1 pseudogene is annotated in these 263 nt (G+C 57.8%); it reads right to left on the minus strand.

The window, feature by feature from the left end:
- Positions 1-3: 3 nt before the first annotated feature.
- Positions 4-263, minus strand: a pseudogene (locus tag QSV46_RS40050) (hypothetical protein); the annotation flags it as partial.

A 263-nucleotide genomic window follows, 5' to 3' on the forward strand; every position in this document is an offset into this window, starting at 1 on the left:
AGTTTACTCCCCGGCTTTAGTTTCGACCATGGCTGGAGCTGCGATCTTATCCTTCATTTCTTCGCAGATCTTGCGCACCTCTGCCGTCACCAGCGAACAGTTCTCGATTTGAACGAAGACACGTTTAGCCTCCGCGCGGTAGCGCGCTGCGGTCTCCTTCAGTTCTTCGGTTACCGCGAGCGCCTCGCGAGTCATGGCCTCGCATTGCCTAGCCTGTTCAATGAGCTCGACGCCCAGGGCTTCGATGTCTTTCGCCGCGGCCT

Source organism: Bradyrhizobium cosmicum, from assembly GCF_032290525.1.
Classification (GTDB): Bacteria; Pseudomonadota; Alphaproteobacteria; order Rhizobiales; family Xanthobacteraceae; genus Bradyrhizobium; species Bradyrhizobium cosmicum_A.